Origin of the sequence: Enterococcus sp. 6D12_DIV0197 (genome assembly GCF_002174385.1) — a bacterium.
GTDB lineage: Bacteria > Bacillota > Bacilli > Lactobacillales > Enterococcaceae > Enterococcus_D > Enterococcus_D casseliflavus.
On sequence record NZ_NIBN01000001.1, the window covers coordinates 2512928 to 2538530 of the forward strand.

The 25603-nt window shown below is 41.1% G+C and carries 29 protein-coding genes and 1 other annotated feature; of the genes, 12 read left to right on the forward strand and 17 right to left on the reverse strand.

Annotated features, from left to right (window positions below; all coding sequences use genetic code 11):
- Window positions 1-31: 31 nt before the first annotated feature.
- Entirely contained in the window at window positions 32-1000 is a 969-nt protein-coding gene (locus A5867_RS11660) for a pyridoxal-phosphate dependent enzyme (protein WP_087627667.1), read from the reverse strand.
- Window positions 1001-1210: 210 nt separating this feature from the next.
- Here A5867_RS11660 and A5867_RS11665 point away from each other — a divergent pair, with 210 nt between their 5' ends.
- Both A5867_RS11665 and A5867_RS17975 read left to right on the forward strand, forming a co-directional pair.
- The gene (locus A5867_RS11665) at window positions 1211-2230 is read left to right on the forward strand and encodes a branched-chain amino acid aminotransferase (protein WP_087627668.1); all 1020 of its coding nucleotides are present in this window, start codon (window positions 1211-1213) and stop codon (window positions 2228-2230) included.
- Between the two features lie 148 nt (window positions 2231-2378).
- Entirely contained in the window at window positions 2379-2552 is a 174-nt protein-coding gene (locus A5867_RS17975; RefSeq protein ID WP_005231922.1) for a hypothetical protein, read from the forward strand.
- 117 nt (window positions 2553-2669) lie between these two features.
- Here the strand turns inward: A5867_RS17975 and rplL are convergent, their stop codons facing one another.
- The 4 genes from rplL to rplK form a co-directional block, all read right to left on the reverse strand.
- Complete coding sequence (rplL, locus tag A5867_RS11670; RefSeq protein WP_003127081.1) at window positions 2670-3041, reverse strand: 50S ribosomal protein L7/L12; 372 nt, start codon at window positions 3039-3041, stop codon at window positions 2670-2672.
- A 61-nt stretch (window positions 3042-3102) separates the two neighbouring features.
- Window positions 3103-3603: a 50S ribosomal protein L10 gene (gene rplJ, locus A5867_RS11675; protein ID WP_087627669.1), complete on the reverse strand. Its 501-nt coding sequence runs from the start codon at window positions 3601-3603 to the stop codon at window positions 3103-3105.
- 65 nt (window positions 3604-3668) lie between these two features.
- Window positions 3669-3795, reverse strand: a sequence feature (ribosomal protein L10 leader region).
- 63 nt (window positions 3796-3858) lie between these two features.
- Window positions 3859-4548: a 50S ribosomal protein L1 gene (gene rplA, locus A5867_RS11680; protein ID WP_005229790.1), complete on the reverse strand. Its 690-nt coding sequence runs from the start codon at window positions 4546-4548 to the stop codon at window positions 3859-3861.
- A 100-nt stretch (window positions 4549-4648) separates the two neighbouring features.
- Complete coding sequence (gene rplK, locus A5867_RS11685) at window positions 4649-5071, reverse strand: 50S ribosomal protein L11 (RefSeq protein ID WP_005229787.1); 423 nt, start codon at window positions 5069-5071, stop codon at window positions 4649-4651.
- A gap of 318 nt (window positions 5072-5389) precedes the next feature.
- On the opposite strand from rplK, the gene sdaAB reads away from it, so the two are divergent.
- Together sdaAB and sdaAA are read left to right on the forward strand one after the other, a co-directional pair.
- Window positions 5390-6055, forward strand: coding sequence for an L-serine ammonia-lyase, iron-sulfur-dependent subunit beta (sdaAB, locus tag A5867_RS11695; protein WP_005229781.1), 666 nt, complete (start codon window positions 5390-5392; stop codon window positions 6053-6055).
- A 14-nt stretch (window positions 6056-6069) separates the two neighbouring features.
- On the forward strand, window positions 6070-6942 hold the full coding sequence (gene sdaAA, locus A5867_RS11700; protein WP_010749448.1) for an L-serine ammonia-lyase, iron-sulfur-dependent, subunit alpha: 873 nt from the start codon (window positions 6070-6072) through the stop codon (window positions 6940-6942).
- A 152-nt stretch (window positions 6943-7094) separates the two neighbouring features.
- Here sdaAA and A5867_RS11705 read toward each other — a convergent pair whose 3' ends face one another.
- The 4 genes from A5867_RS11705 to rpmG all read right to left on the reverse strand — a co-directional run bounded on the left by A5867_RS11705 (window position 7095) and on the right by rpmG (window position 9710).
- Entirely contained in the window at window positions 7095-8585 is a 1491-nt protein-coding gene (locus tag A5867_RS11705; RefSeq protein WP_087627670.1) for a DUF1576 domain-containing protein, read from the reverse strand.
- Between the two features lie 128 nt (window positions 8586-8713).
- Window positions 8714-9256: a transcription termination/antitermination protein NusG gene (nusG, locus tag A5867_RS11710; protein ID WP_005229769.1), complete on the reverse strand. Its 543-nt coding sequence runs from the start codon at window positions 9254-9256 to the stop codon at window positions 8714-8716.
- Between the two features lie 118 nt (window positions 9257-9374).
- Complete coding sequence (gene secE, locus A5867_RS11715) at window positions 9375-9545, reverse strand: preprotein translocase subunit SecE (protein WP_005229766.1); 171 nt, start codon at window positions 9543-9545, stop codon at window positions 9375-9377.
- A 12-nt stretch (window positions 9546-9557) separates the two neighbouring features.
- Window positions 9558-9710, reverse strand: a complete 153-nt coding sequence (gene rpmG, locus A5867_RS11720; RefSeq protein ID WP_005229764.1) for a 50S ribosomal protein L33 — start codon at window positions 9708-9710, stop codon at window positions 9558-9560.
- A gap of 155 nt (window positions 9711-9865) precedes the next feature.
- Between rpmG and cbpA the strand changes: the two genes are divergently transcribed.
- Complete coding sequence (gene cbpA / locus A5867_RS11725) at window positions 9866-10504, forward strand: cyclic di-AMP binding protein CbpA (protein ID WP_008379786.1); 639 nt, start codon at window positions 9866-9868, stop codon at window positions 10502-10504.
- An 83-nt stretch (window positions 10505-10587) separates the two neighbouring features.
- On the opposite strand, the gene A5867_RS11730 is transcribed toward cbpA, so the two are convergent.
- Entirely contained in the window at window positions 10588-11097 is a 510-nt protein-coding gene (locus tag A5867_RS11730) for a QueT transporter family protein (RefSeq protein WP_005229760.1), read from the reverse strand.
- Between the two features lie 385 nt (window positions 11098-11482).
- Between A5867_RS11730 and A5867_RS11735 the strand changes: the two genes are divergently transcribed.
- A complete protein-coding gene (locus tag A5867_RS11735) occupies window positions 11483-11935 on the forward strand; it encodes a hypothetical protein (RefSeq protein WP_087628178.1) in 453 nt (150 codons plus the stop codon).
- A gap of 174 nt (window positions 11936-12109) precedes the next feature.
- Here A5867_RS11735 and A5867_RS11740 read toward each other — a convergent pair whose 3' ends face one another.
- Window positions 12110-12808 carry an Ig domain-containing protein gene (locus tag A5867_RS11740; RefSeq protein ID WP_087627671.1) on the reverse strand — a complete coding sequence of 233 codons (699 nt, stop codon included), beginning with the start codon at window positions 12806-12808 and terminating at the stop codon, window positions 12110-12112.
- A gap of 390 nt (window positions 12809-13198) precedes the next feature.
- Here A5867_RS11740 and A5867_RS11745 point away from each other — a divergent pair, with 390 nt between their 5' ends.
- Window positions 13199-13726: an aromatic acid exporter family protein gene (locus A5867_RS11745; RefSeq protein WP_074535165.1), complete on the forward strand. Its 528-nt coding sequence runs from the start codon at window positions 13199-13201 to the stop codon at window positions 13724-13726.
- A 60-nt stretch (window positions 13727-13786) separates the two neighbouring features.
- On the opposite strand, the gene bsh is transcribed toward A5867_RS11745, so the two are convergent.
- The gene (bsh, locus tag A5867_RS11750; RefSeq protein WP_087627672.1) at window positions 13787-14761 is read right to left on the reverse strand and encodes a choloylglycine hydrolase; all 975 of its coding nucleotides are present in this window, start codon (window positions 14759-14761) and stop codon (window positions 13787-13789) included.
- 389 nt (window positions 14762-15150) lie between these two features.
- On the opposite strand from bsh, the gene A5867_RS11755 reads away from it, so the two are divergent.
- The 3 genes from A5867_RS11755 to A5867_RS11765 all read left to right on the forward strand — a co-directional run bounded on the left by A5867_RS11755 (window position 15151) and on the right by A5867_RS11765 (window position 17378).
- A complete protein-coding gene (locus tag A5867_RS11755; protein ID WP_087627673.1) occupies window positions 15151-15672 on the forward strand; it encodes a hypothetical protein in 522 nt (173 codons plus the stop codon).
- A gap of 16 nt (window positions 15673-15688) precedes the next feature.
- Window positions 15689-15934 carry a spermidine/putrescine ABC transporter permease gene (locus A5867_RS11760; RefSeq protein WP_074932921.1) on the forward strand — a complete coding sequence of 82 codons (246 nt, stop codon included), beginning with the start codon at window positions 15689-15691 and terminating at the stop codon, window positions 15932-15934.
- A gap of 472 nt (window positions 15935-16406) precedes the next feature.
- Window positions 16407-17378, forward strand: coding sequence for a diacylglycerol kinase family protein (locus A5867_RS11765; RefSeq protein ID WP_015509963.1), 972 nt, complete (start codon window positions 16407-16409; stop codon window positions 17376-17378).
- Between the two features lie 53 nt (window positions 17379-17431).
- On the opposite strand, the gene A5867_RS11775 is transcribed toward A5867_RS11765, so the two are convergent.
- Genes A5867_RS11775 through A5867_RS11785 form a run of 3 tightly spaced genes read right to left on the reverse strand, consistent with a single transcriptional unit; the run spans window position 17432 to window position 20683 of the window.
- Entirely contained in the window at window positions 17432-18604 is a 1173-nt protein-coding gene (locus A5867_RS11775; protein WP_087627674.1) for an ABC transporter permease, read from the reverse strand.
- Complete coding sequence (locus A5867_RS11780; protein ID WP_087627675.1) at window positions 18591-19736, reverse strand: ABC transporter permease; 1146 nt, start codon at window positions 19734-19736, stop codon at window positions 18591-18593. Before A5867_RS11780 ends, A5867_RS11775 begins: the two co-directional genes overlap by 14 nt.
- A gap of 14 nt (window positions 19737-19750) precedes the next feature.
- Entirely contained in the window at window positions 19751-20683 is a 933-nt protein-coding gene (locus A5867_RS11785; protein WP_015509966.1) for an ABC transporter ATP-binding protein, read from the reverse strand.
- A gap of 116 nt (window positions 20684-20799) precedes the next feature.
- Between A5867_RS11785 and A5867_RS11790 the strand changes: the two genes are divergently transcribed.
- A complete protein-coding gene (locus A5867_RS11790; protein WP_087627676.1) occupies window positions 20800-21879 on the forward strand; it encodes a histidine kinase in 1080 nt (359 codons plus the stop codon).
- A complete protein-coding gene (locus A5867_RS11795; RefSeq protein WP_087627677.1) occupies window positions 21876-22499 on the forward strand; it encodes a response regulator transcription factor in 624 nt (207 codons plus the stop codon). Before A5867_RS11790 ends, A5867_RS11795 begins: the two co-directional genes overlap by 4 nt.
- 103 nt (window positions 22500-22602) lie before the next feature.
- Here the strand turns inward: A5867_RS11795 and A5867_RS11800 are convergent, their stop codons facing one another.
- Both A5867_RS11800 and A5867_RS11805 read right to left on the reverse strand, forming a co-directional pair.
- A complete protein-coding gene (locus A5867_RS11800; RefSeq protein WP_005229738.1) occupies window positions 22603-22830 on the reverse strand; it encodes a hypothetical protein in 228 nt (75 codons plus the stop codon).
- A 101-nt stretch (window positions 22831-22931) separates the two neighbouring features.
- A complete protein-coding gene (locus A5867_RS11805) occupies window positions 22932-25586 on the reverse strand; it encodes an ATP-dependent RecD-like DNA helicase (RefSeq protein WP_087627678.1) in 2655 nt (884 codons plus the stop codon).
- Window positions 25587-25603 lie beyond the last annotated feature (17 nt).

The window sequence follows — 25603 nt, forward strand, 5'->3', positions numbered from 1 at the left end:
TCTTCTTTCTTTTTTGGAAGGCTTGTTGCACTCAGATGATTTCCTTAAACACAGAGAAATCAATATTGCCGCCTGAGACCAAAGCCACAGTTTTCTTTCCTCGAAGTAAATGATCGATCTGTCCGCTTAAAATCGCCGCTGTACTTAATGCACCAGCACCTTCTGCAATGACTTTTTCCTTCAAAGCCAAGTAATGGATCGCTTGTTCGATGTCGGATTCTTCAACTAAGACCGTTTCATCGATACGGGTCTTTAAAACATCATAGGTCAGCTCCCCTGCCAAAGCAACATCACAGCCATCGGCGATCGTTCTACTGCGGCGATTGGCTACCAGCTTTTGCTGCCAGATCGATGCGATCATACCATAAACGCCATAGGATTGAACGCCGATGATTTTGACTTCTGGACGAAGTTCTTTTAAGGCTAAAGCCATCCCAGCGATCAACCCACCACCGCCGATGGGAATAATGACATTATCAACATCTGGAAGATCCTCCAACAGTTCGATCGCAATCGTTCCTTGCCCCTCCATTACTGCACGATCATCAAAGGGAGAGACAAAAACTTCGCCACTTTCTTTCATGGCGTCTACTGTCAGTTGTTTGGTTTCATCAAACGTCTCTCCTGCTAAAACGACTTGTGCGCCATAGCTTCTTGTCGCCTCTATTTTTGTTTTAGCAGCCGTTAATGGCATAAAGATTCGGACATTGATCCCCAGTAACGATCCTGCGAGAGCAACACCTTGCGCATGATTTCCTGCAGAACAGGCGATGACACCGCGAAGTTTTTCTGCATCAGTCAATGAAGCGAGCTTGTTATACGCCCCCCGCGCTTTAAAGGAGCCGGTACGCTGTAGATTTTCTAATTTCAAAAATATCGCGCCCTCTTTTTCTTTGCCTAAAATATTACTTGGTGCAAGTGGTGTATGGATCATGATTGGTTTCAATCGTCGATACGCAGCAGCGATCCCCAGACTGTCCGTCAACACTTCCTCAATCACAAACGTTCCCCCTTTTTTGTTTTTTTATACTCTCATTGAAGCACAGAACTTGTAGAAAAACAAACTGGGGAACTCGTACAAGCAAAGAGCACTTCCCTATCCTTTACACGTCAATGTCACCAACTATTCTTACAGAAGAATTTTCAGAAAATAATGACATTTCTTTTCTGAAGTGCTATACTTAGAAAAATTAAAAAAGGGTGTGAACGAATGACAATCGATTGGTCAAATTTAGGGTTTTCTTATATCAAGACGCCATGGCGTTTTTTGGCAACATGGAAAGACGGTTCTTGGAATGGAGGCGAACTTACCGAGGATAATTATCTGCATATCCACGAGGGATCAACCGCTCTTCATTATGGACAGCAATGTTTTGAAGGACTAAAAGCCTACCGAAGAAAAGATGGCGGCATCAATTTGTTCCGTCCAGACGAAAATAGCAAACGGATGAATCGCAGTGCCTATCGCCTGCGCATGCCAGAGGTTCCTGAGGACTTTTTCTTAGATGCGGTAAAACAAGTAGTAAAAGCAAATCAGGAATATGTTCCACCTTATGGCAGCGGCGCCACCTTGTATATTCGTCCTCTATTGATTGGGGTCGGAGAAAACATCGGTGTCAGTCCAGCACCAGAGTATATTTTTACGGTTTTTTGTATGCCTGTCGGTCCTTACTTTAAGGGCGGATTGACACCGACCAATTTCATTGTTTCTGATTATGATCGCGCGGCACCAAATGGTACTGGCGCAGCCAAAGTTGGTGGAAATTATGCTGCGAGTTTGTTGCCTGGATACGAAGCCCATCAGCGGAAATTTTCCGACTGCATCTATCTGGATCCAGAAACGCATACCAAAATCGAAGAAGTCGGTTCTGCTAACTTTTTCGGAATCACGGCTGACAATGAATTTGTGACACCAAAATCTCCTTCTATTTTGCCAAGTATCACAAAATATTCATTGCTGCATCTAGCGCAACACTCATTAGGATTGACCCCTGTTGAAGGCGATGTTTATCTCAATGAGCTGGATCGATTTGTCGAAGCGGGTGCCTGCGGAACAGCTGCTGTTATCTCCCCAATCGGCGGGATCCAAAACGGTGAGGATTTTCATGTGTTCTATAGTGAAACGGAAGTTGGTCCACAAACAAAAGCATTGTATGATCAATTGACCGGCATTCAATTTGGGGATATTGCGGCCCCAACAGGTTGGATCTTTGATGTCCCATTGAAATAGCCACACCCATAGACCATTATAAAACGAACGGTCCACTGTGATCGTTCGTTTTATTCTCTTTCCGCCAACCAATTCCTTTCCATCAGGAGAGAATTGATTGCCACAACTCTTTCGACTTGTTACAATCATAGCAAAGGGAGGCGTAATGATGGGTAAACGACTCGGCTATTCTTTGCTTGCAACAGCATTGTATTTGGTGGTTTCCAATATCGGTAATCTCGTTTTTGGTATCAACCGCAGCTTTAGCTGGACCACAACATTGTGGGAAGCATTTTTCTTTTTTATTTTTGTGTTCCTATTCCAACAATTCCGAAAAAAATAAGCAGTGATCCTCGCTAGTAAGAAACGGGGATCGCTGCTTATTCCTTTTGCAGGAATTTCATTTACTAAAAAAAAGCGCCAAATCCCTTCATACAAAAGGATTTGACACTAAGAAAAATTATTTTACAGTTACTGAAGCGCCAACTTCTTCTAAAGCTGCTTTCAATGCTTCAGCTTCGTCTTTAGAGATGCCTTCTTTAACTGCTGAAGGAGCTCCGTCAACGACTGCTTTCGCTTCTTTCAAGCCTAAGCCAGTTGCTTCACGAACTGCTTTGATAACTTTAACTTTTTGATCGCCAGCTGCAGTCAATTCTACAGTGAATTCAGTTTGTTCTTCAGCAGCACCAGCATCGCCAGCTCCACCAGCTACAGCTACAGGAGCTGCAGCAGATACGCCAAATTCTTCTTCGATAGCTTTAATTAAATCGTTTAATTCTAAGATTGTCGCGCCTTTTAGCTCTTCGACAATGTTTTCAATGTTCAATGCCATTTTGTTTTCCTCCATTTAAGTAAGTAGTTTAGTTTTTTAATACTGAAAAATCATGCGGCAATTATGCTGCATCTTCTTCTTTTTCTGCCACTGCTTTGATAGCGTAAGCCACGTTGCGGATAGGTGCTTGTAGCACAGATAGCAACATAGAAAGAAGTCCTTCGCGGTTTGGCAATTTCGCCAATGCAGTAATTTCTTCCAATGAAGAAACTTTGCCTTCGATGATACCGCCTTTGATTTCTAAAGCTTTTGCGTCTTTTGCGAAATCGTTAATGATTTTTGCAGGTGCAACAACGTCTTCGTTACTGAATGCTACGGCAGTAGGGCCAGTGAATACTTCACCTAAACCTTCTAGACCAGCTTTTTCAGCAGCACGAGAAAGAATTGAGTTTTTGATAACTTTCATCTCAACGTTTGCATCACGCAATTGTTTACGTAAGCGAGTTACTTCATCAACAGTTAGACCACGGTAGTCAACAACGACTACAGATGCGGCTGCAGAGAATTTTGCACTCACTTCATCAACGATCGCGGATTTTTTAGCGATAGCTGCTTCACTCATTTATATTTCACCTCCTGATTTTGATGGAAGAGTTTCTTCGAAACAAACTGTTCCTTCGTCCTATAAAGGACAATAAAAAAACTCTATGCCACCGTAGACATAGAGGGACTATTGAAGATTCTCAATAAACGTCCTCGGTAGGAAATTAAGGCAAACGCCACCTACTGTCTTCGGTACAGTTAAACTTTTAACCTTGACTACCTTACCATAGATAAGGTAGTCAAGTCAATAAAAGTTTTGAATTTTTGTATTAAATTAGAAAGAAGCTTGTTCTACATGGATCCCAGGCCCAAATGTTGTTGTAACTGAGATATTTTTCATGTATTGACCTTTTGCTGCTGAAGGTTTAGCTTTCAACAATGTTTCATGGATCGTTTTGAAGTTTTCAATCAATTTGTCATCTTCAAAAGAAACTTTTCCGATTGGTACGTGGATGTTCCCAGCTTTGTCAACACGGTAAGTAACTTTACCAGCTTTTACTTCGTTAACTGCTTTTGTTACGTCCATTGTTACTGTACCAGTTTTAGGGTTAGGCATCAAACCTTTAGGGCCTAACACACGACCTAATTTACCAACAGTAGCCATCATGTCAGGCGTTGCAACAACAACGTCAAAATCGAACCAGCCACCTTGGATTTTTTGAACCATATCGTCGTCACCAACGAAATCAGCACCAGCTGCTTCTGCTTCTTTGGCTTTATCGCCTTTAGCAAAAACTAAAACTGTTTGTGTTTTACCAGTACCGTTTGGTAATACAACCGCGCCACGGATTTGTTGATCCGCTTTTTTAGGGTCTACGTTTAATTTGTAAGCAACTTCAACCGTTGCGTCGAATTTTGCAATATTTGTTTCTTTTGCCAAAGCTACTGCTTCTTCAACTGAATAAGCTTTTGTAGCATCAACTTTTTTCAATGCTTCTTGCATTTTTTTGCTTTTTTTAGCCATTTTGTTTCCTCCTTGATGTGGTTATAACGGTAGAACCTCCCACGTGTCCCATATTTTTCAATATGAAGCCGACTGAGAAGCTACTTCCTTAGGGCTGTAATTATTCTACAGTGATCCCCATGCTTCGTGCAGTTCCTTCAACCATGCGCATTGCTGCTTCAACGTCAGCTGCGTTTAGGTCTTCCATTTTCAATTCAGCGATTTCTTTTACTTGATCGCGTGAAACTTTTGCAACTTTTGTTTTGTTTGGTTCGCCTGAACCTTTTTCAACGTTTGCTGCTTTTTTCAACAATACTGCTGCTGGTGGTGTTTTTGTAACGAAAGTAAATGAGCGGTCTTCGTATACAGAGATCACTACTGGAATGATCAAACCTGCTTGATCAGCTGTACGAGCATTGAATTCTTTAGTGAATCCCATGATGTTGATACCCGCTTGACCTAGCGCAGGACCTACCGGTGGAGCTGGTGTTGCTTTACCTGCAGGAATTTGCAATTTAACGATTTTTTCTACTTTTTTTGCCACGAGACATACCTCCTTGAGTCCGTGATGTGGTTAATTGGAGATCCAAATTTCTCCTCCCACTTTGGTGATTCATGTGCACACACAAAAAACGTGTGACGAAAGCACACTGGAATATTATAGCATCTTTAAGGAATAATTCAAGGTTTTTCAGCTGATTTTTTTGAAAAAATACTCACCATCGCTTTTCGTCATTCCTTTGATAAAAAAATAAATAAAAATCCCTTGCTTTTGGTCTGCTTTTTTCATTCTCTCATTTTTTTATGCTACACTACTACTGGAATTCTTCCCTATTCGTTTACTACTATCGAGGTGAAAAAAATGGAACAATTAAAATACCGCAGTGTATTTGATATAATCGGTCCCATCATGGTGGGTCCCAGCAGTTCTCATACAGCCGGTGCGGCTCGGATCGGAAAAATCGTTCGCAGTATTTTTGGTGAACAGCCAGACAGTGTTGATATCCTTTTGTATGAATCGTTTGCCAAAACCTATCGCGGTCATGGAACCGATATTGCGTTAGTTGGCGGTCTTTTAGGCATGGAGCCAGATGATGCTCGCCTAGCAGACTCTTTAAAAATCGCTTATGAGAAAGGGATCGAAGTCCTATTCGTTCCTAAAAAAGAAAAAGCGGAACATCCAAATATGGTCAAGATGATTTTGACAAAAGGTAGCCACAAACTTTCTGTCACTGGTATCTCGATCGGTGGTGGTAATATTCAAATCTCAGAGCTTAACGGCTTCAAAATTTCTCTGACGCTGGGTACGCCAACTTATGTGATCGTTCATCAAGATGTTCCAGGAATGATTGCAAAAGTAACCAATTTACTATCAGAGGCTCAAATCAATATCGGTACGATGACCGTAACAAGAGAAGCTGTCGGTGATAAAGCAATCATGATCATCGAAGTCGATCAGCGCAATGATCAGCTGGCCCAACAAATCAAAGTTTTGCCACATGTTTACAGCGCTGCGTATTTTGATTAAAGGAGAAAAGGCATATGTTCTATACAATAGAAGAATTAGTAACAGAGAGTAAAAATTATCCTTCCGTTGCAGAGATGATGATTGCGATCGAAGCTGAAAATACTGGCCGTAGTCGCGAACAGATCCTTGCAATCATGGAAAAGAATTTAGTTGTTATGGAACAATCAGTCGCTGAAGGTGTCGCTGGTGTAAAATCGGTGACGGGATTGACCGGCGGCGATGCGACACGCATGAACGACTACCTTGCTGCCGGTGATTTTTTAAGCGGAGAAACCATTCTACAAGCGGTCCAAAATGCCATTGCAGTCAACGAAGTCAATGCGAAAATGGGCTTGATCTGTGCAACACCGACCGCCGGTAGTGCGGGTGTTGTTTCTGGTGTCTTGATGGCCGTACGTGAACGTTTGGCACTGACTCGAGCGCAACAAGTCGACTTTTTGTTTACAGCCGGCGCCTTTGGTCTAGTGATTGCCAACAATGCCTCGATTTCTGGAGCCGAAGGCGGTTGTCAAGCGGAGATCGGTTCTGCTAGCGCAATGGCAGCGGCAGCTTTGGTTTGTGCAAAAGGTGGCACCCCTCACCAAGCGGCTCAAGCGGTGGCGATCACCCTCAAAAATATGATGGGCTTGATTTGTGACCCTGTCGCGGGCTTAGTCGAAGTCCCATGCGTGAAGCGCAATGCCCTAGGATCTTCCCAAGCCTTTATCTCTGCCGACATGGCACTGGCAGGAATCGAAAGTGTTATCCCACCTGATGAAGTGGTCTTAGCGATGTATCAAGTCGGTCGCCAAATGCCTAGCATTTTCAAGGAAACGGCTGAAGGCGGTCTAGCCATGACACCGACTGCCCAACGCTTGCAGGCAGAAATCTTAGAAGCCAATCGTTGATTTTTTTAGAAACGAACACGAATAAAAACCAACCAAGAACAACCAATCTTTGCTTGTTCTTGGTTGGTTTTCATTTTCCCATTATTTCCAACGACGAAAAGGCAAGCACTCCCTACTTGTTAAACAAGTAACAAATGACATTGGCGGTTTTTCTACTCCCACTCGCCTACCCTATAGTGTTTCTTTTGGGCAACGGGTTTTAATACCTTCACAGGCTCGGAAAATTTAGGTTTTCCTTCTGTTTGATCCAATGGGACCAATGGCTGCTCGCTTTCTTGTGCTTTCAAGTCCATTTGTGGTTTTTCATCATTGGTAGCTTGCGCCTGATCGGCTGATTTTTGCCAGAGCTGTTTGCTGAGATCCAATAAGGGAATGATCATCATGGCGACGAGCCCGCCAGAAAAACCATTGTTATACAGATTCAAACCTCCATGTAAGAAATCAATATTCAGTACCATTGAGGCGTGGACAAAACCGACCACCAAGCCGCCTTTCCAGCCATAGGCATTTGTTACTGCACAGAGCATCATCGCAAAAATCGCTGACGTGACTGTAACCGTCTCGTTGATGGTGTATACGCTCAATAGATTGGCGATCGTCACCCCTGCCAATAAAGGCAGCGAGTTAAACACATGAGAGCCACAAGCAGAAAAGCCGATGACACAAAAGATCGCACCGATAACTGGTCCATTTAAAACCGCACCAATACTGACAACGTAAGCCACTAACAAGAATGTCATTAACCCCATATTGATCATCGTGTTATAAACGCCAGTATCCCTTAAAATATCTCGCTCGATTTTGCCACTATGCGACCAAATCGCTCGCATATTCAATCGTTTTTTCTTGATCGCCATCAACAAGCCATAGCCGACGAATACCCCTCCTAAAACCAGCATCATAAAAATCAATCGAGGTTGCTGCTCTTGAGATACTAATGTTCTTAGCTCGATTGTCAAGCCAAACATTCGGCAGATGGCAGCGACCAGTGTACATAGCATCCCTGAAGTAAATCCCGCACTGTATAGACTGACGCTTTGAAACAGCGCTTGAAAGTATAAGGCCATAGGAACCATCAAAAAACCGGTGAAGATCCCAATGCCATACCCCATCACTAGACTAAAGTATGGTGGTAAGGAATCATTGAAAGCAAAATAGCTGACGATTGGGGAAACCGATGACCCATAGAGGGCGATCAACAGAAATTTTTTCAATGGTTCGTTCATAAAATACGAATACAGTCGAACGCCTAAAAATATTGGGATAAAATTCAGGAGATTTTTTCCAAAAAAACCATAGCCAGTCACCATGAAGATCGCAGAGACTGCACCGCCCGTGATCGGTACCCGATAGTGATAGCAAATCGAGATCGCTACAAAGGTCATCAGACTGCTATTTAACAAAGCCGTCCCTACCGAGGTCATGGCAATATAATCGGTGACTAAATGACTTTCCGAAAACAAAATCAACTTGAGCTCTTCGATTGCCACCATTGGATCAAAAAACAACATAGCAAAGAAAAATAGCAGCAAATTGAAAAGAAATAACAAGCTATATCCATTATGTACAGAGATCATCCCTTTACCATGGGGATGAAAATCATTGTGAAACTTTACTCTAAAAAAAGTGACTAGTTTTGACATAGGACCCCTTCCTCTTATAAAGCGCTTACTGATTTTGAGAAAAAAAGTGGGCCAACGAATTGGTCCACTTTATTCTCATTACTGTTATTTTACCGTAAAAGAGTCATTCTTGCTAGTGAATCCAGTAGTTAAATCTTATCTACTTGCTCAAAATCAAGTTCTGTACTCGTTTCACGACCGAACATATCGATGTTCACTTTTAGTTTTTGTTTTTCTTCATCGATTTCTGCTACTTGTCCTTCTAGACCAGAAAACGCACCTTCGATGATTTTGACGGTTTCGCCAATTTCTACTTCCAGTTCAACCGTCCGAGTGCTCATACCGATCGAACGTAAAATTGAATTGATTTCTTCTTGTAATAAAGGCGCTGGCTTGCTTCCTGCACCATGGGAACCAACGAAACCTGTTACCCCAGGAGTATTACGTACAACGTACCAAGATTCATCCGTCATGACCATTTCAACTAATACATAGCCAGGAAATGTTTTATGAACGATTTCTTTGGTTTTGCCGTTTTTTTCTTCTGTTTCTACTTCTTCGGGAACGACGACACGGAAAATATAATCACCCATACCCATGCTTTGTGCACGTGACTCTAGGTTCGCTTTTACTTTGTTTTCATAGCCAGAATACGTATGCAGTACATACCAATTTTTTTCAAAAGATTCCATTTTTTTCGGACTCCCCATCTTTTTGTAAAATAAAAAAACCTCAGCTGCACCGAAGTTTTTCCTCAAAGCGATTATAGCATGATTTGCGATAAATGACTAGCGCTATCAGTAAGAAGTCTTACTTTAGGATCCAATTGAAGACTGTTTGAATCAGTGTGTCCATCACAAAGAACATCAATGCAAAAATAATGGTTGTTTGAATCACCACAAAGGTATCTTTACGTAATTGCTTTTTTGATGGCCAAGAAACGTTTTTCATTTCTTCAACAACATTTTTCAAAAATTTCATTTGATTCCCTCCTTACTTCGTTTCACGATGCAACGTATATTGATTACAATACTTGCAAAATTTGTTGATTTCAAGGCGTTCGCCTTTTTTACCTTCACTGACTGATTTTGAATAGTTGCGGGATCCGCAGACAGAACAAGCCAAAGCAGCTTTTTTTGTTGCCATCTTAGTGTCCTCCCCCTTTTTATAAAGTTTTCCAACACTAAAAATACCATTTATTTAAGAATGTGTCAATTTTTGATTTTCCGTCGTAAAAATATAGTTTCTTCTAATTTTGTGGTATGATAATGGTGTTAAATGGGTATTTGGGAGGGAAAATTATGTTATTAAAAACAATGGTTTACAAAAAACGCGATTTAACAACGGTAAAGGAAACAGCTACCTTAGAAGAAGCGCTGGCAATTTTAGAAGAGTCTGGTTATCGTTGTGTGCCTATCCTAGATGAATCAGGAAAGATTTTTAGAGGAAATATTTATAAGATGCACATCTATCGCCATAAAGCAAATGGCGGTGACATGACTTTACCCGTCACCTATCTGCTAAAAAATGCGACGAAGTTCATTTATGTCAACTCTTCATTTTTTAAGGTTTTCTTTACAATCAAAGAATTGCCTTATATTGCGGTACTAGATGAAAACAATCAATTTTACGGCATCTTGACTCATAGTTCCTTATTGAATATGTTGTCACAATCATGGAGCGTCGAACAAGGAAGCTATGTGTTGACGATCGCATCAACAGGTCAACAAGGCGACTTAGCGGTTATCTCAAAAATAATCGCAAAATACAGCAGTATCGCTAGCTGTATCACTCTCGACATCGGTAAAGACGAATTTATTCGTCGTACGATGATCACTTTACCAGCAAACACATCAAAAGAATTATGCGACAAGATCGTTGCGCAACTAGAAGCGAAAAACTTCAAAGTTGTGGAGATCGAAGACTTAAAAGCAGAATAAAATAAAAGATCATTCCTTCATTTCTTAGGAATGATCTTTTTTCTTGTTTTTTGAGAACCATCAAAGCAAAAAACAAGCTTTTTTTAAACGCGCTTATCGAAACGAACGGCACGATTGATGATATACATCACAGGTGCAGTGATCGTCATCACGATAAATTCACTCAATGCCGTTGTTGCAAAGGTTGGCCAGAAAGGTAATGCTAAGGTGATGTTTAGCATAATCGCAATCAGGAACATGCTTAATGAAAAAACAATTGTATTAAATGCGAGTCTTAAGAAAACATTTGGAATCTTCTTATGTACCAAGGCAGTTGCTCCTAAGGCTAAAAAGCTTCCGAAACCGCCGAATACGACATCCAAGATCCCCATTCCAAAGAACAAGTTATACACAACGACCCCACCGACGACACCCCACATCAATTTTCTGTTGAAAACGACTAAGTGATTCAACCCTTCAGATATTCTGAATTGAATCGCTCCTGAGGCGACTGGTGCGACCAGAACCGTTACAGCAACATAAAGTGCCATAATGATCCCATTGGCTGCGACGACACGCAAACGTTGATTGGTTAGATTTGTTGATTTTTCCATTTGATCCCTACTTTCTCCGAGTTTTGATTACGCGGGATGGTTGATGAACCGCGGTGCGCTTCGCACAAGTACTTATTATACACATTAATAGCCATATATCAATGTTAAACCAGCCAAATCCTTTTCTAAATCACCTTAAAAGCTTTTTCTAAGTCAAGTTTCTCACCGATTGCCATTCATTCAGTGCTTCTTTATTCTACTTAAACAAGCTAGTCATGCTGATCTTTCAGATAGAAAACTAAAAAAAGAAGGGAGAGAAGCACTTGTAATCGATGTCGCAAATCACGTGATGGATAATCATATTTTTTTACTTTAACGAGGCACGCAATAAATATGTTACGATATACTCATATAAACAAAAATAAAAGGAAGAAAAGGTGTGATAATGAAAAAAATAGCGATAAACTTAATAACTCTCCTTCTGATGGTCATAGCTGTTGGTTGTGGAAATGGTAATGGTAATGAAAATATCACAAAAGAAGACTTACAAAAAAATGACTGGCTTATTGAGATAGATGATGATGATGGTGAGTATGCAGTGATGACAGCCACATTTAGTGAAACGAATCTTACTATTGGTACCGATAATAGCTCGCTACAATCAGAAGATGATGATGAACTGGAAGAGCTTGGAGTAGCTTTTGATGGGGTAGTCTGGGAAGAATTCGAGTATACCTACAACTATACCCTCGAAGACAATCAGCTAGTGATGCAAGATCCAGAATATGAAACTGAGATGTCCTACTTCTTCCTTGAAAGAGATGGTAAAAATATTATTTTTACATTTATTGAAGGAATGAACGATGAAGATGGTAGCTTTGTGCTGAAACCTCGCTAAAAAAAGGATCAGCCTATAAAGCGGGCAGCCAGTAAACTTACTTTGTGAATCCTCATATCTAGCAAAAAATACTATGGAATAAAAAACTCCTTTCCCGCTGAGGGGAAGGAATTGTTTATAGTGATCGAACCAGTTTCAAGTGCCCGATTGTGTACACATTGACTGAGTCCTTCTCTATTTAGTTGGTCGAAAGCCCGCTTTGCAAGCTTCCACCTCTGTCTTGAACATACGAATCGGACTGGTCGTTTTCTTATAGTATTGACTGCCCGGCAGGTGATAAATCTTTTGTTTTGACCCTTTGATCAATCCTTTGCCCCGTTTATCTACATATTTTTTTCGTCCATCTCGAAAGCCATTATTCGTCGTTCCAGGTGCTTTCCCACCTTTTTTTACCAGCTTAATCTGAATTGCTTCCAATTGAAAGCCAAAGCCAGAAGTTCCTGAGGACTGCCCGTTTTTTGCCCAGCCCATCCAGCCAAATTGTTGTGCATTGACTCGATAATAGACATCATAATACTTAGCGATCTCACCGGTAAGTTTGATTTGGATCGCTTCCAAACGTTGCCCCTTACCGCTTGTACCAGATAGCGCACCATTTTTTCTAAAAGATTTTTCCCATCCTTGTTTCTGAATGGATGTTTTATATTCAATACTTCCTTTATATTTTTCGTTTGTAATTTTTATTTTGATTGCTTCAAGTCGCTTCCCTTTTCCTGTAGTCCCTGACGTCTGAGCGTTTGTTTTCCATGATTGCCATCCTTGAGACTGGACATTCGTTTGATAGCTCACGCTCGGTGAAGAAGCAGCGAAAACTGTCACTGGAAAAACAACAAAACCAAGTAAGAAAACAAGTAATACAGAAACTTTTTTCATTTTATCCCCTCCTTATTTTTGATTATCTCAATATAATATCTAAAAAACAAACTTTTTATAAACAATAAGTAGTTTTTTATCAAAACAACTTATATAAATGATAACAGGACTGAAAAATCAAAAGAAGGATCACTCATGGAAATGGAAAGGAGCTTTAAACGAGGAATGCGAAAATCAATTCATTTTAAGTTAGGTTTACTTATTGTATTCCTTTCAATACTCAAAGTTGATAAGTGCATAGGATAAAACTAGCTTTTCGACTACTGGTAGAATTTACCTCTCAACGCACGATGAAAGAATCGTTGTTCATTTTTCTGAAAATCTAAAATATGAGTGCTTGCGATATGGTATAATCTATTTCGTTGAAATTGTTTTGAGAGGATGGCATGATTGAAATTATTTGGATTGACCTTTGGCTTAAGAAATGTAAAAACTGGCATTAGTGTATTTCTATGTATTTTGATTAGTTTTCTTTTGAATCGTGAAACGTATGTTGTATCGACGATCACAGCTGTTTTCACATTACGAGAAGACCATGAAAACACTGTCAAATACGGGAAACATCGGATTGCCGGCAACAGCTTTGGCGCAATCGCTTCCGTGTTTTGTATTGCGATATTTAACTTTTTCGGACATTCGTCCGTTATACAAATCATTGCGATCCCTTTAGTGATCATGTTGATGATCGCTTTATTGGTCAAATTTGATTACTCCGAGGGAACAGTTGGCGCCTGTGCCACACTATTGACGATTTTATTTATGATTCCTCAAACTGAATCATACTTGTATGCCTTTAACCGGATTATTGACAGCTTCATAGGCATGACGATCGCCATACTGGTGAATCGCTTTTTCCCATTTCCCAATAAACGCACTGCACAAACGAAGGCAACACCGAGTCAGAGCGATTCGGTTTGAAACAAAGCAGAAAAAGAACCCCATCTCAAAACGGAATTGAGATGGGGTTTTAAAAATGGATCAGTTACTGAAAAATACTTGTTGGTCTTCAACTAATGGATAAGCGATCGGTACATTGCCTTCCAAATCTTCTTTATTCATATCGACTGCAACGATTTGACTATTTTCATACGTACGATAGTAATAGATCCCTTTGTCTGTATTGCAGCAAGAAGTATAAATCGTGTATTCATAGTTTTCATTTCCAATATCACATAGTCCTTTTTGCTGTTCGACAGAACCTAGAATATGGAAAAACTGACTAATGCTTTCGGATTCAGATTCTCCAGAAACGGAATTCAATCGGGTAAATGCCGCTTTGACAAAACGAGACATCGAAGAAAGATCTCCTGGCAGACCTAAGCCCCCCATTCCACGACTGTACTCATCAAAATCCAGCTTGTCAGAAAAATGCGTTTCTGGTGTTTTCGATGATAACACACGGTAGTTATTCAAATTGAATAACTGGTAGTCAAATGGCGGATTATTCGTTAAGACCCCGACCGGATTTTCATGAATATGAAGACCATCACTCATACTCTCAACAACGATGGCGCTCTTTTTATCAGCAATCATCCAATGCAATGGCGATAATGGTAGTTCTTCACTAAAATTGATCTTTACCAGATTAACCTTCGCCAACAGGGCTTTTGCCTCTTCCACGGTAGCGCATTGTCCTAGTAACCATGGGATGAATTCAAAAGGCGTGACGTTTTCTTTCCCCTCTTGAAACTCATTGTATACAGCATTTTCAGGAAAATTCAAACCAGCGATACCTAAGCCTTTTTCGTTGACCGCATCATAATAGAGTGGGTATTCAGCGACTCCAGCAGCAATTCCGATCATCGCATAATGGTGATCTATTTCACTTACTTTGCGAAATTTCAATTGGTAATTTCTCGGAGTAATGGTCACCACTTCTTTATAAGAAACATCGTAATCAAAATTTCTGCCAAAATAATGATCCTTCGTTACATACGTTAGCGCAGTACACATCCTAATTCCTCCTAAAATAAGTTTTTACACCTTTAATTTACTCCTATCGCATTTTTTTAACAAGTAAAACGGAAGAAATATTAATAAAAAAATAGTTAGATATATTATGATTGTTTTAATACTACAAAACAACAAAAATCAGCTACCTTGAAAGTCCCTCCATCGATGAAAGCTAAAATTTATTCAAATTTAATAAAATTATCACGTATTCATTGTTAAACAATGATTAAAAAACGGAATATTTCTTTATTTAAGAAGTGCTTAAATGTAAAATAGATAGAGTATTAGGAAAGAATGGTAACCGTTCTTTTTTTACAATACAAAAATACTAATTCATCGAAAATTACAAAAAGAAATTATAGTTTTCTTTGAACAAAGGGGATAAACAAATGAAAAAGACTCTATTTGGATTTGTGTTGGTAACAGCCTTATTTATGGCTGGCTGCTCGAGTGAAGACGCGGAAAGTGATACTGTCGAATCCTCACAACAAACAACAGAAACCACGACGGCGCCATCTGAAGATGATGAAGAGATAGATGATTCAGACGAAACTGATGATTCTGATGCCGACATCAGTGAAAGTTCTGAAGAAGAAACTGACAGCGAAGCGAATCAAGTGTCTGCTGACGATCTAGAAGTACAACTTGAAAAATTATCCGATACGTACGCTGAAATGATTGCAGAAGTGGAGGGTTATATTGCGAATCCTGACACGTATGACTTAACAGCCTACACCTCTATCATGCGCAATTATACTGATTTGATGAGAGAATTACAAACGACTACAGAAGCAATTGAAGCTGCTGATTTAGGTGACGGCTGGGCCTATCACGATATCTATATGGATATTTTGGAGGACTCTGTAAAACTAACAGAAGCTTTCGGTAATTTACCAGAAATGCAACCATAATTAAAGGAGAAATGCGATGAAAAAAGTACTAATCAAACTGGTACGAATCTTAAGCATTATCGCGATTATTTTAAATGTGATAGGCACTTCTGCTCTGTTTTATATTGCTCACACTCATAATTTACTGGGATTTATGATTCAAACTTGGCAAAATAATCCATTAAATTTTAATAATTCAGATGTGCTGATAATCAATAATGCGATTATATTTTTGGTGATTCCAATTTTACTTTTAACTTTCGTGAAAAATCCCAAAAAATAATCTTTCGTGGCTCCTCGAGCCGTAAACTTTAAAAGCAAAATCGTTTGTCCATCGATTTTGCTTTTTTTCTTTACCTTTCATTTAGAAAGTTTAAAATTCTTTAAAAAGCACAAAGTAAACATTGTAAGCGATTGCTAAAATAGGAAAACCTGCTATACTGTAAGTGTAAGGAGCAAGGATTCCCAGTAAAGCAGACGAAGCAGGTTCTGCAAGAAAAGAATTGTTGTCAACTTAGAATAAAAGACAAAGGATGTGGGAATTTGAGTTACTCCTTACTAATTGAATAGGATTCGGCGATGGGCATCGTTACCTGAGGATCAAAGTGGACATAAGAACCTTTGAGAACCTAGAAAGCACAATCGTCGAATCTATTTTTTTGCTCTTTTTTTCAGGCATCGTCCCCCCTCCTTCTGTCGAAACATGCTATAATTAATCGCATTGAACGAAAAAACGATATGGAGCTATTCATAAAATGAACTATTATTATCACTTCCTCGTGAACCCTGCCTCAGGCAGTGGACGAGGAAAAAAAGCGGTGGAACGTGTGCAAAAAATTGTAAAAAAACATCGTTTCCCCCATCAAGTCTATGTAACAAAGTCTCCAGGTGATGAACGAACGATCACACGAAAACTCTTAAAAGAACGCCTCATTCCTTGGGATGAGGTCTATTTAGAAAACGGCGAGATGCTTTATCCATTATTGGTGGTTATCGGCGGTGATGGAACGTTGCACCAAGTAGTATCAGAGTTACAACTTGAACAACAGCAAATCCCCGTTGCCTATATCCCTGCTGGTTCAGGAAATGATTTTGCTCGGAGTATTGAGTTGCCGCGGGAACCAGAAAAAGCATTTTGGAAAATTGCTGGTACTACTAAACCTCAAGAATTGACCATTATCCGTTATGAGGAGCAGATCCAAGAAGAAAATGGCATTGCCCTTAACAATGTCGGGATTGGTCTTGATGCGGCAATCGTCTATACCACCAATCACTCTGTGGCAAAAAGCAATCTAAATAAGTTTAATCTTGGCTCCTTTTCCTATATCGCTGCAATTATTCGGGTTTTGTTTCGCCAAAAAGGCTTCCCGATCTTAGTTGAGTGCAATGGGCAGCAGTTCAGTTACAAAAAAGCTTTTTTATGTACCACGACCAATCATCCTTACTTTGGCGGCGGTGTGGCGATTGCCCCAACTGCTTCAGTCAAAGAGAAAAAGTTTGATTTCGTTCTTGTCGAACGTGTGTCGCTTTTTAAGATTTTTTGGCTGATCGGCTTACTGATGCGAAAGAAACACATGAATTCACGTTACTTTCACCATCTTTCCACTTCGAAGCTGAGAATCATCTCCACCGTTCCTCAACATGGACAAGAAGATGGCGAGGAAATGGGGCAACGCCCCTTTGATATTACCTTTACCACGGCTTCACAATTATTCTGGTGCCCATAAAAAAACGATACAAATCGCTGCTGATTTGTATCGTTTTTCTATACGTTCGATCATCAATTTTTCGCCGAGTGGTATTGCCAACGACGGCTTCCTTCTCTTCCCAAAATAAATTGGAACATTGAAAACACGGCAGAAAAAGCAACTAGTACGAAGCCATTGAACCAAAAGGATTCTGTGAACGCTTGATTATAAGTGAGGGTTTCACTGATCAATGTATTGTTTTGTACAAACCAATAGGTTGGCGTAAACGCTGCAATTTTATTGACGATATCTGGCAGGAAATTCGCGGATACAAAGACGCCACCGACAAAACAACTTCCTGTTATGAAGATATTGCTGATCCCACCGATTGCTTCTGAGTTTTTCACCAGGGAAGTGACACAAGCTGAAAAGCTGATAACTGGCAACAAAAACAAGAACGTATTCAAAATGTGGTACCAGGCTGCTGTATCCCAAGACGTGCGAATCACTAATAACACCATCAGTAGTAGAAAGCCGAAGGTCAAGAGTAGCGAGTAGCTGATCAAACTTAGAAGGATTTTCCGCTGCAATACACGCTTCGGAAGTGGTGCACTCTGGTTTCGCTTGCTGATTTCTTTGCGATTGAATGCCAAGTTGATCACACCAAACCCGCTAAATACCGAGAGAAAGAGCCCATAAGACAATAAGTTAAAGGTCATGCCAGTCAACAGTTTTTTCATTCGCTGCCCATACTCTGCACTCAGCTTCACATCCCCTGTGACCGCCAATGCAGATTGCGCTTGTTCTATTGCCGCTGCGACGGTTTTGCCTTCCTCCTGAAACAAAAGGACTGTTTGTAAAAAAGTGTTCACTTGCTGAGTGACGACTGTTTTAGAAAAGGCATCGGGTCGACTTTGAATCTCGATCGTCGGCATCTTGCCTGCCTCAACTTGATGAGTGAAATCTGCTGGCACATGCAAGACTATGTTTACACGATTAAAATAAAGCGCATCATCAATTTCTTTTTGCGAGGTGCCATCCAACGTGACCAAGGTTTGCTTTTCTTTTAAATAGGCTCGGAGACCATCCACGACAGGCGACTCCTCCTCACTGATCAAAGCAATTTTTGCCTCTTGCAAAGAGGTGTTTTCGACATCGATGCTTTGTGCATAAAAGAATGTGACAACAACAGTGATCAATACCCCAATCAGTAAGTTCGACTTATTTGCTTTAAGCAAAGTCCAAATCGTTTTATAAAGCGTCATAGCGCACCCCTCTTTCGATCCAAGCATTCCCGATGGCAAATAGGACGATAAAGCCAGTCAGCCATAGAAGATTGGTATAAAAGCTAGTCAAATCTGTATAGTAGTACAATTGATACAGGCTTTCACTGATCAAATTGACGAGATTCACTTGCCCCAACAGTGGCACATGCAGATCAAGCCAATACTTGATTTGTTCCGAGCCCATCATCCCGGCAAAAAAGCTCATTGCCATTGTAACGGAGACCAAAATACCATCCTTTTGCACCAAATTCATTTTTGGTGTCAGATTCCCAATCAATGTCCCTAGCAAAATCGCACACAATGATCCTAATGCGGCAACCAGCAGTAACCACTGCCAACGTTGTCCGAAGTCTACTTGATAGACAAAACGAAAGACGGCTAAGATAAGATAGATTTCGACTAACACAATCGTAAAACTTGCCGCTAAATTCGCACTTGAAACCAATGTCCGTTTCCTTGGTATCAAGGAAAGTCGAATACCATTCGCGGATTGATTGGCTTGCTGATCCTGGACATTGCGGACACCCCACATCGTCCCGTAGAGGATCGCCATCCCGATCAACGTAAAGAAATAGAAACTTTTGAAACTCATGTCACGATCAGCATTCACTTCTTGAAAAGTCGCTTCCTGCTCAAAAGCCGATAGAATTGGTGCCAGATCAAGGCTCTCAAGTTCTGCCGCTTTACTAGCAATGATTGCTGTGCGTTGTAAAAATTGATCCATTACATTTTTCATCAACGACTGGCTCATGCCCGCTTGGCCCACATGCAGAGAAATGGTTTCATCATCAATCAGATAATACCCAGCTAAATCACCGGCAGTCAGCTTCTCAGCTGCCTCTGCCTCTTGTAATTCCTCGAGTTCAAATAATGGTTTTTCATTGATTTTTACTTGTTCAAGGACGGTGGAAAAATTTTCCGAAAGCGCTGTTTGATCTCCAGTCTTTACGATCCCCGTTGTGATCGTTTCTAGATTGGCCGCTTGATCGATCTCCCCGAAGGCAGCCATAAACATTAGACCTAAGAGGATAGGAAACGCCAACGTCCAAAACAGCATGGATTTATTTCGCAGCAATACTTTTGTGCGGTATTTATAAAAATGCCAAAACATTGTGATTCCCTCCTTTAATCTCTCAATTCCTTGCCCGTGATCTCTAAAAAGACATCATTCAAGGTGGCTTCTTTGGTTGCGATTTTTCCATAAGTAATATGCTCTGCTTGTAAGAGCGTCAGAATCGGTAATAAAACTGTATTCAGCTCCGTCGTTGTTACTTCAAGCTGACCGTTTTTATAGGCGATCCCATCAGAAGCAATGGTTTGCTGAATCGTTGTCAATACAGGCTCAGGCAGTAAGGGGATATCGATGGTCAAACGATCCGCTGTCCGTACCATATCTTTTAGAGATTCTTTGGTTCCTTTAGCAATCACCTGTCCTTGATCCATAATCACGATCTGGTCACAAAGAATCTCCACCTCTTCCATGTAATGGGTCGTATAAACAATCGTCGCTCCTTGACGATTCAGTTCTTTGATACTTTCTAAAATTTTGTTCCGACTTTGAGGATCGACCGCTACCGTGGGTTCATCTAAAAAGATCAAGCGCGGCTTATGAGCGATCCCGCAGGCGATATTCAATCGTCGCTTCAACCCACCGCTGAGCTCGCCTGGGTGAAACGTCACAAAATTTTCCAATCCCACTAATTGAATCACTTCTTCGATCAAGGCTTGGCGTTTCTGTTTGTCAGCAACATATAAACCGCAAAAGTAATCGATATTTTCTTGCACACTAAGTTCTTCAAAGACGGCAACATCTTGAGGAACGACGCCAATCATTGCCTTGACGGCATAATTTTCCGGCGTCATGATTGATCCAAACAGTTTAATGGTCCCTTTGTCATAATTTAACAAAGAGAGCATACAGTTGATGGCGGTGGATTTTCCGCTCCCGTTTGGTCCCAATAATCCTAAAACTTCTCCTTCTTGAACTTGCAGATCAAAATGGTTCAATGCCACAAAATCACCATAGCGTTTTACTAATTTATCAATTTCGATAATCATGATGAAAAACTCCTTCCAAATTTCTTGTTAATCTGACTATAATAAAGTTCAAGGAAAGAAACTAGTGACGATTGGCTAAACCAACCATGACATTTGTCACAATGAAGGAGTCTCCTATGACGAACTATCGACCACTCACCGAAGCGGGCTTTTTCCTCGCTATCTCATTGTTCTTATTGGTAAACCAAGGATTTGTTGCTGTGCAAGTCATCTATCTGCTGATCGCTGTTTTATTTACTGGCGTCAGTTATTTGCTGCCTAAGAAACCAAGCTGGTTTTTTCAAGTTATTCTGTTGCTGCTATGTGCCTTTTGGCCAGCGCTTGCCCTCTTTTTGCCCGCAATGATGCGGGTGATCGCTCCAAAAGAAAGACAAGATGATGGTTTATTCCTATTAGGTTTTTTATTGATTTCGACGGTTGGCAACCATTCACCCACTGAGCTCGCCTTTATCATCCTGCTACTGCTTTTCGCTTTTTATTTACGAAAAAAAGAGCAGCGAATGATCGATCTTGAGAAAAAATATATTGCTTCAAAAGATACCCATTGGGAAAAGCAACAGCAGTTATCGGAACAAAACAAAGCATTAGCCCTGTCACAAGAGACAAAATTAGCCTTACAAATCGCGGAAGAACGAAATCGAATCGCGCGAGATATCCATGACAATGTCGGTCATCTACTTTCGAGTGCCATTTTACAAATTGGTGCGCTTGAAATGATCAATCAAGAGCCGAAATTAAATGAGCCGTTAGCAAATTTGAGTGCAACGGTTCACACTGGGATGGATCGCATTCGGCAAAGCGTTCATGACCTCCATGAAACATCGATTTCTTTTCCGCAAGCCATAGAGTTTCTGATTGCTGATTTTCCTTCTTCCGTAACGATTGAAGGAAACTTGTTTGAAGGATTGAGCGAAGCACAGCAAAACTGTTTCTTAATGGTCATCAAAGAAGCCTTGACCAACAGCATCAAACACAGTCATGCCAAAACCGTTGTCGTGCATTTTCGCACGCTGCCCGCCTTTTACCGTTTGCAAATCACCAACGAGGACGTCAATTCACCCCAAACTGCAAACAGCGGAATCGGTCTGAAAACGATGCGTCAACGGGTCCAGGAGCTGCAAGGTCAAGTTCATATTTTGCAAGAAAACCAACGCTTTCAGTTGACGATCATTTTACCAAAGGAGGAACACCAATGATTACTGTAGTCATTATTGATGATGACCCGTTTGTGACGACCTCGTTACAAACCATTCTTGAAAGCACAGAAGAGATTCAGGTGTTGGGTATCGGTCATTGTGCCAAAGACGCCATTGCTCTTTACGAAGCCCATCGTCCTGACGTTTTGTTAACCGACATCCGTATGCCGGAACAAACTGGGATCGCTGCTGCCAAAGAAATACTGGCTAAATTTCCGCAAGCGATCCTCTTGCTTTTGACCACCTTCAAAGATCAAGAATACATTCGTGAAGCCTTTTCTATCGGTGTCAAAGGATATTTGATCAAACAGAACCTGCAAGCGATCATCCCTTCTGTCAAAGCCGCATACAATGGGCAAGTCGTGTTTGGGAATGAGATCGTCGAGACCTTCACGCAAATGATGAAGAACCAACCAGCGATAGATAATCAAGCAACTTTTAGCGAACGTGAACTTGCGATCATTAAAGAAGTAGCAGCGGGTAAAAACAATAAAGAAATCGCCGATGCCTTGTATCTAAGTGATGGAACCATTCGTAATTACATCAGTCAATTACTAGAAAAGCTGGAGTTGCGGGATCGCACGCAATTAGCGATCTATTATTATCAGCATTTACAGTAAACCTCATCGATTGCAAAAAAGCCTGAAGAATGCGAAGCTGCATTCTTCAGGCTTTTTGTTTTCTATTCGAATATCCGACTGTCGTAGTTTTTTGGTGGACAAGCTATGGATTTCCAGGACTGCCAGGATTCGTTGGATTATTCGGTGTGTTAGGCGGAAAAATCGGTGCCTTATCTAACGTTTTTTCTAAGCCAGATTCTTCCCGATCGCCTCGTTCTGACTCAGGACTTTCATCCAATTTGAATTCTTTTTCCATCTCATCTAACTTTTTAAAGTCGTTGCCAGATTCTTTTGCTAATTTTGCTAATTTATCTTCGGTTTCTTTCGCCATAACGTAACGCCTCCTTTTGATTTTAGCTTAGCATAAGAAGCTAAAAAACCAAAAGAAAGCGCTCACTAACGACCCTTTTTTAGTATTTTCTCATCTTTGAATCATCCATTTTTTGTGGGCATAAAGTCGTATGGAGAACAATCCTTCATGCCAATCATTGGATCCACTAAATGCTTTTTGACCATCGTTAAAGTCAATACACCATCGTTTGGCGTTTCTTCGATGAGTGCTTCTTCCCCCGTGGTCCCTTCACTTAGAACCTTATCCCCTGACAGAGGCTTTGCCGTTTCTGTCTGATTTGATGCTGACGGCTCCGTCTCGGCAAAAGCAAACAAATCAAGCCCACTATCTGAGGTCTTTTCTACCGCTTGCTTGTTAGCACTAACTTCAGTGCTGGATTGCTCCTTTATCTTCGTCGAAGACGTTTTTACTTTCGTGTCAACAGAGGAATCATCATAAAATGGATCATCCGCTTCTTCAAATTGGGCCAATTTTGCTCGTTGCAATGGCGTCATTTTTTCTGTGCCATTGATGCGTTCTTTCAGCGTCGTTAAACGAGTCGCAGATTCGTGGTTGACACAAGTTTGGTACGCTTGTGGTTCACCAAGTAAAATCAGCATCTCTTTGCTGCGGGTCACAGCAGTATATAGCAAATTGCGCTGCAGCATGCGTTGGTATTGATGAACCATCGGCAAAATGACCATTTGAAATTCACTGCCTTGAGATTTATGGATCGAACAACAGTAGGATAACGTGATCTTGTTCCATTCATTCCGCTTATAGGTTACTTCGTTGGCATCAAATTGAATGACCAGCTCGTCGATCTTGTCTTCCGACTGTTTGGCTAGAGTGATTCCAACGATTTGCCCCATATCGCCATTAAACACGTTATCTTCAGGAGAGTTTACCAACTGCAAGACCTTATCGCCGATACGATACACCGTATCATTGAAGGTCACCTCTTTTTTGGTCCCATCATTGGGGTTAAAAATCTCTTGCATCATTTTATTAAGGGCATCGATACCCGCTGCCCCACGATACATCGGTGCCAACACTTGAATATCTTGCGGCGTGTAGCCTTTGTCTTTTGCCCGTTTCACGATTTGAGCGATCAACGGTTCGATTTTGTAAGCTTCACACGCAAAGAAAGAACGATCTTTTTGGTTTTGTGTAAAATCAGCAGGCAGCTGCCCGTTTTTTATGGCATGGGCGAGTGGAATAATACTTGACCCATCGCCTTGACGATAGATTTCCGTCAATTCTTGTTTCGGGATCGCATCGATCGCTAGCAAGTCATGAAGGACTTGCCCTGGTCCCACAGAAGGAAGCTGATCTTTATCCCCCACAAAAATCACTTGCATATTCGTAGGAATCGACTTAAAGAGGGTATTCGCCAGCCATGTATCCACCATAGACATCTCATCGACGATCAGTAAGCCGCCTTCTAATTCTTTTGGACTGATCGATGGCGCTTTTTCACGTCCGTTCAAGCCTAACAAACGATGGATCGTACCACTTGGCAAGCCAGTCGTTTCGTTCATTCGTTTGGCGGCTCGACCAGTCGGTGCTGCCAAGAGAATCGGAAAGGTTTCGTCGCTGTATTTTGATGGTTCTAAGTCCAAATCGTTCAATTCAGCAAACAATTGTACGATCCCATTGATCACCGTCGTTTTCCCAGTACCAGGTCCTCCTGTCAAAATAAACAATGGTGAACGAATGGCTTCTTTGATTGCTTCTTCTTGCGAAGACCCATAGGTGATGCCTAAATGCTTCTCAATTTTTCGCAGCGTTTTGCTGATTTTTTTCTCAGGATACACGATCTCTTTTTTGCGGGAAAGCAAGCGTTCGATGGAACTAGCGATTCCCCACTCAGAAAAGTACAAACTGTTTTCATATAAACGAGTTTCTTCTTGCTGGATTTTTCCTTCTTCCACTAATTGAATGATCGTTGATGCCAGGTCGTCTGGCGCGATCTCAATAGGTCGACTCGTCTCTAATAAACGCAGTGTCTGCTCTAACAAGTCCTGGGCGTGGATAAAGGTATTACCCGTCTGCAAGGATTGGGCAAAGATCTGATGCAAGACTGCGGCTCGAAACCGTTGCGGTGACGAAGCTTCGATCCCTAGCTGCTCAGCGATGCCATCTGCGCGTTTAAAGCCAATGCCTTCAATGTCTTCCACCAGCTGGTAAGGATTTTCTTCGATAATTGCTAATGCTTCATTTTTGTAGGCTTGGTAGATTGCAAAAGAAAGCTGACTACCAAAACCATAACGGCTCAAGCCAACGATCACTTGATCCATCCCATGATTTTGCCGAACGGTATCTAAAATCATTTTTTGCTTACTTTCATTCAATCCTGGAATCTGCTCCAACAATGTTGGTTCTTCCAGCATCCGGTCGATCGCTTCTTCTCCTAAAAGATCAACGATTTTTTCAGCGGTCTTCTTACCGATCCCAGGAAATTTTTCTCCAGAAAGATAGGCGATCAACCCTTGTTCAGAGGTCGGTTGTTCTTGTTGGTAGCTTTCGGCCTTCAACTGGACGCCATACTTGGGATGATTGACCAGCTCACCAAAAAACCGATACTTTTCCTCTTCTTGGATTTCGCCGAAACTACCAGTAACGACGATCTCCGAGTCTTTGTAGTCGGCATTATTCTCAGTGACTTTAACTAATAGTACTTTATAAAAATTGCTGGGATTCTGGAAAAAGATGGCGGCAACATGGCCGACAAAAAACGTTCTTTCTGGAATCATGGTGCCGCTCCTTTCAT

Coding starts and splice junctions, on each gene's coding strand:
- A5867_RS11665 (WP_087627668.1), top strand. CDS start 1,211: ATGACAATCGATTGGTCAAATTTAGGGTTTTCTTATATCAAGACGCCA.
- A5867_RS17975 (WP_005231922.1), top strand. CDS start 2,379: ATGGGTAAACGACTCGGCTATTCTTTGCTTGCAACAGCATTGTATTTG.
- rplL (WP_003127081.1), bottom strand. CDS start 3,041: ATGGCATTGAACATTGAAAACATTGTCGAAGAGCTAAAAGGCGCGACA.
- rplJ (WP_087627669.1), bottom strand. CDS start 3,603: ATGAGTGAAGCAGCTATCGCTAAAAAATCCGCGATCGTTGATGAAGTG.
- rplA (WP_005229790.1), bottom strand. CDS start 4,548: ATGGCTAAAAAAAGCAAAAAAATGCAAGAAGCATTGAAAAAAGTTGAT.
- sdaAB (WP_005229781.1), top strand. CDS start 5,390: ATGGAACAATTAAAATACCGCAGTGTATTTGATATAATCGGTCCCATC.
- sdaAA (WP_010749448.1), top strand. CDS start 6,070: ATGTTCTATACAATAGAAGAATTAGTAACAGAGAGTAAAAATTATCCT.
- A5867_RS11705 (WP_087627670.1), bottom strand. CDS start 8,585: ATGTCAAAACTAGTCACTTTTTTTAGAGTAAAGTTTCACAATGATTTT.
- nusG (WP_005229769.1), bottom strand. CDS start 9,256: ATGGAATCTTTTGAAAAAAATTGGTATGTACTGCATACGTATTCTGGC.
- secE (WP_005229766.1), bottom strand. CDS start 9,545: ATGAAATTTTTGAAAAATGTTGTTGAAGAAATGAAAAACGTTTCTTGG.
- rpmG (WP_005229764.1), bottom strand. CDS start 9,710: ATGGCAACAAAAAAAGCTGCTTTGGCTTGTTCTGTCTGCGGATCCCGC.
- cbpA (WP_008379786.1), top strand. CDS start 9,866: ATGTTATTAAAAACAATGGTTTACAAAAAACGCGATTTAACAACGGTA.
- A5867_RS11730 (WP_005229760.1), bottom strand. CDS start 11,097: ATGGAAAAATCAACAAATCTAACCAATCAACGTTTGCGTGTCGTCGCA.
- A5867_RS11735 (WP_087628178.1), top strand. CDS start 11,483: ATGAAAAAAATAGCGATAAACTTAATAACTCTCCTTCTGATGGTCATA.
- A5867_RS11740 (WP_087627671.1), bottom strand. CDS start 12,808: ATGAAAAAAGTTTCTGTATTACTTGTTTTCTTACTTGGTTTTGTTGTT.
- bsh (WP_087627672.1), bottom strand. CDS start 14,761: ATGTGTACTGCGCTAACGTATGTAACGAAGGATCATTATTTTGGCAGA.
- A5867_RS11755 (WP_087627673.1), top strand. CDS start 15,151: ATGAAAAAGACTCTATTTGGATTTGTGTTGGTAACAGCCTTATTTATG.
- A5867_RS11760 (WP_074932921.1), top strand. CDS start 15,689: ATGAAAAAAGTACTAATCAAACTGGTACGAATCTTAAGCATTATCGCG.
- A5867_RS11765 (WP_015509963.1), top strand. CDS start 16,407: ATGAACTATTATTATCACTTCCTCGTGAACCCTGCCTCAGGCAGTGGA.
- A5867_RS11775 (WP_087627674.1), bottom strand. CDS start 18,604: ATGACGCTTTATAAAACGATTTGGACTTTGCTTAAAGCAAATAAGTCG.
- A5867_RS11780 (WP_087627675.1), bottom strand. CDS start 19,736: ATGTTTTGGCATTTTTATAAATACCGCACAAAAGTATTGCTGCGAAAT.
- A5867_RS11785 (WP_015509966.1), bottom strand. CDS start 20,683: ATGATTATCGAAATTGATAAATTAGTAAAACGCTATGGTGATTTTGTG.
- A5867_RS11790 (WP_087627676.1), top strand. CDS start 20,800: ATGACGAACTATCGACCACTCACCGAAGCGGGCTTTTTCCTCGCTATC.
- A5867_RS11795 (WP_087627677.1), top strand. CDS start 21,876: ATGATTACTGTAGTCATTATTGATGATGACCCGTTTGTGACGACCTCG.
- A5867_RS11800 (WP_005229738.1), bottom strand. CDS start 22,830: ATGGCGAAAGAAACCGAAGATAAATTAGCAAAATTAGCAAAAGAATCT.
- A5867_RS11805 (WP_087627678.1), bottom strand. CDS start 25,586: ATGATTCCAGAAAGAACGTTTTTTGTCGGCCATGTTGCCGCCATCTTT.